The 3,816-nt window shown below is 23.8% G+C and carries 3 protein-coding genes and 2 pseudogenes; 2 read left to right on the plus strand and 3 right to left on the minus strand.

What is annotated here, in order from left to right:
- Both Q1J76_RS08370 and Q1J76_RS08375 read left to right on the plus strand, forming a co-directional pair.
- Window positions 1–185: pseudogene (locus Q1J76_RS08370) on the plus strand (methyl-accepting chemotaxis protein); the annotation flags it as partial.
- A 20-nt stretch (window positions 186–205) separates the two neighbouring features.
- Window positions 206–661, plus strand: coding sequence for a hypothetical protein (locus Q1J76_RS08375; RefSeq protein ID WP_300369620.1), 456 nt, complete (start codon window positions 206–208; stop codon window positions 659–661).
- 240 nt (window positions 662–901) lie between these two features.
- On the opposite strand, the gene Q1J76_RS08380 is transcribed toward Q1J76_RS08375, so the two are convergent.
- The 3 genes and pseudogenes from Q1J76_RS08380 to Q1J76_RS08390 all read right to left on the minus strand — a co-directional run.
- Complete coding sequence (locus Q1J76_RS08380; RefSeq protein ID WP_300369621.1) at window positions 902–1,699, minus strand: class I SAM-dependent methyltransferase; 798 nt, start codon at window positions 1,697–1,699, stop codon at window positions 902–904.
- A gap of 386 nt (window positions 1,700–2,085) precedes the next feature.
- A pseudogene (locus tag Q1J76_RS08385) lies at window positions 2,086–2,742 on the minus strand (BspA family leucine-rich repeat surface protein); the annotation flags it as partial.
- 215 nt (window positions 2,743–2,957) lie between these two features.
- A partial coding sequence (locus tag Q1J76_RS08390) for a BspA family leucine-rich repeat surface protein (protein WP_300369623.1) occupies window positions 2,958–3,816 on the minus strand: 859 nt, incomplete at its 5' end.

Here is a 3,816-nt window from a genome sequence, read left to right on the forward strand (position 1 = left end):
AAGATATATCTTCTACAGCTGTAGAACAAAATGCAGGAGTAGAACAAGTAAATAAAGCTGTAGCTGATATGGATAGTCTTACTCAGCAAAATGCTGCTTTAGTAGAAGAAGCTTCTGCCTCAACTAAATCATTATCTAGTCAGGCAGATGCACTTTATAATGTTATGAGATTTTTTAAATTATAATTTTTTATAGGAGGTTTATAATGAAAAAATTATTTACTTTATATATTTTATGTGTTCTATTTTTTCTAAGTATCATAAGCTGCAGTAATAAGATAATATCAGGAAATGATTATAATCATGCTGGTGATAATAATGTAATAGAAAAAATTAACAGTAAAATTTATGTTTCATCAAAATGGAATGATGAACCTGAGTTTTATATGTGGGTATCTATTAAAAATGGAAAAGCGGCTATAGCTCCAATGCATATGAATAATACAGATAATCCCCTAGAATTTGATGGTGATCTTTATTATTTAAATTTAATAAGAATAGACAATAATAAATTTAAAGTAAAAAATGAAAATACAGATAAAGGAGAAGAAGCTACATTAGAATTTAATGCTGATTATTCTTCAGTTACAGTACATTACAATTATTATAAACATGATTATCATGGCTTAACTAAAAAGCATATAAGATGTGTAGTTAAGTAAGAATTCAAATAAAAAAAGGAACTTAATTAATATTAAAGTTCCTTTTTTCTATATATGTCTTTCAATTTATATTATATTCATAATACAAAATAGACATCTTTATAATAAGATTTATTTTTTAGGATTTGATTTATTTTTTGTTTTTTCTAATATTTTCACCTCTTATAAAACTATTTTTTAATTCTTATTTAAATTTCTTTTCTTTTACATTACATATTTAAAAAATCAAATAATATATATTTAAATTATTTTTATATGAATAATATTAAAATTTACTATATTATTAAGCAATGGAATATATGAAAAAATATTCATAAATCCCCATCTATTTTTATAAAAATTCATTATATTATATAACTCAATAAACTGTATATGACTGCTCATCTTATCTATGTATCTAGGTTTATCTAATCCCCATTTAAATACGGCATTAGTTTTCTTTACAGTGCTATGCATTTTAGTATTTTTCACAAAAAATTTTGGTATTGTATCAAATATAAAATGACAATTATTAAATTTTACAGAAAACTCTTCTATTATCATTTTTATCTCATTTTCATCCATATACATTAAAACTCCCTCAGCAATTACTATTACCTTATCTTTTTTTTCAATTCTATCTATAAAATCAAAATTTAATATAGAAGAAGGTATAGCTTTGTAATTATCATTATTGTGAAGTTCCTGAAAAACTTCTTTTCTTAAATTAATAACATCTTCAAAATCTATATCATACCAATATATATTTTTATTTATGAATCTATATGCTCTAGTATCCAAACCAGCACCCAAATTTATTATTGTACAGCTTTCATTTGATATTATATTTTTTAATATGTCATCTATTATTTTTACACGTATTGAAACACCTACTTGAGTTCCTTTATTTTTAAATTTGCTGAAATCATAATTTATATTATTTATTATATCTAAAGCTTTTTCATCTTTAATAATAGAATTTTTCCTTTTTGTTTCCTCAGCTTTAGCATACAAAGTTATTAATAAAGTTTCTGATACTCCATCGAAATTTACATTCATAAAATCTCCTTTAAATAAACTCCTTTGTATTTTAAAGTATATTATTTTAATTTTTTTGTCAATATTATAAAAACATACATATTATATTCAATACAATTATAAATACTCTGATTAAATTTATTTGAAGTATATTAGGTTTCTATATATGCAAAATATTTTCTATACTATCTCTAAATAATTCTTTCATATTATATTATTAAAACTTGTATCTATGATGCTAATATTGATATTTTCATCTTTTACTAATTTTTTTAATTCTTCTTTAGTTTTTGGTTTGGATTGTTTTTGCATAATGTAAAACTCCTTATATATCTTTAACTTTAATATCCCACTAGATAAGGATCATACCAAGAAGGCGGATTAGATTCCATCAATGATTCTGCAAACATACCAGACATATACTTAACTTTAGAAGTATTCCATTTATTTAAAGGCTGATTAAATATATGAGCCTTGCAAAACATTGTAGTCATATCTTTTACATTACTTACATTCCACTTGTCTAAAGGCTGATTAAAATTTTTACAGCCAAAAAACATACCTTTCATATTTGTTACATTAGATACATCCCAGTTATTTAAAGGCTGATTAAAATTGAAGCAATTGTTAAACATATCTTGCATATTTATTACATTAGATACATCCCAATTATCTAAAGGCTGGTTAAAATCTTCGCAGCCGTCAAACATACCGCTCATATCTACAACATTAGATACATCCCAGTTATCTAAAGGCTGGTTAAAAGGCTGGCTAAAACGTTTTGCACGTCCAAACATATAACTCATATATTTTACTTTAGAAGTATTCCAATTATTTATGTTATGATTAAAGTATACAGCATCTAGAAACATAAATTCCATATTTTCTACATTAGATGTATCCCAAGTTTCTATACCGTCAAATTTTTTTAATCTAGAATCTCGAAAAACTTCGCTCATATCTGTTATTAAAGAAGTATCTATTTTATCTAATTTTACTTTAGATTTTATTAAATTAATTAATTCTAATTTATTTTTAGGTTTATAAACTGTATTTTTATCTATTTTTATTTTAATTTTTTCAGGCAGTTTATTATTTTCCTTAATAAATGTTTTTTTATTTTCAATAAGTTCTTTTAATTCATCATAATAAGTATTTTCATAAATCTTTACTAATTCTGCAACGCATTTATCATAATATTTTAAGGCTTCTAAATAAACTTCCTTAACATCTTTATTTAATGTATATTCCTTAAGTTCTTTTAATGCTTTTTTATTATTCAATTTTGAATAAACTTCAAATATGATGTATAAAGGTATATCATCAAACATATATGTATATTCTTAACATTATTAAACTGCCATTTTTTTATATTCTCTTTATTAAAGGAAGAAGCTTTATAAAACATACAAGACATGTCTGCTACATTAGAAACATTCCAATTATTCAAATCCTGATTAAAACTCTCTGCTCCTAAAAACATATTTTCCATATTTTCAATATTTGATACATCCCAATTTGAAATATTACCATTAAAAGATACAGCATTTTCAAACATATCCTGTAATGAAGACACATTACTTATATTCCAATTATTCAAATTTTGATTAAAACTTTTAGCATTTTCAAACATACTAGACATATACTTAACTTTTGAAATATCCCATTTATCTAACGGCTGATTAAATTCTCTGCAATCAGAAAACATAGCAAGCATGTCAATAACATTTGAAGTATTCCAATTTGAAATATCGCAGTTAAAAACTTCTGCATGTGAAAACATAGCAAGCATGTCAATAACATTTGAAGTATTCCAATTTGAAATATCGCAGTTAAAAACTTCTGCATGTGAAAACATATAAGACATATTTTTTACATTAGATGTATTCCAATTTGAAATATTTCCATTAAATGATGAAGCAGCCAAAAACATCTCAGACATATCTTCAACATTAGAAACATCCCATTTATCTAACGGCTGATTAAAATTTCGGCAGCCTTTAAACATACAAGACATATCTTTTACATTAGAAACATTCCAGCTATTTATATTATGATTAAAATATAAAGCATCATCAAACATACTTGTCATATAAACAACTTTTGATGTATCCCAAGTTTCTATACCATCAAAATTT

The organism is Brachyspira sp., assembly GCF_029258575.1.
GTDB lineage: Bacteria > Spirochaetota > Brachyspiria > Brachyspirales > Brachyspiraceae > Brachyspira.

Bases quoted from the DNA above. Each gene is read 5' to 3' on its own strand.
- Q1J76_RS08375 (WP_300369620.1), top strand. From the start codon at position 206: ATGAAAAAATTATTTACTTTATATATTTTATGTGTTCTATTTTTTCTA.
- Q1J76_RS08380 (WP_300369621.1), bottom strand. From the start codon at position 1,699: ATGAATGTAAATTTCGATGGAGTATCAGAAACTTTATTAATAACTTTG.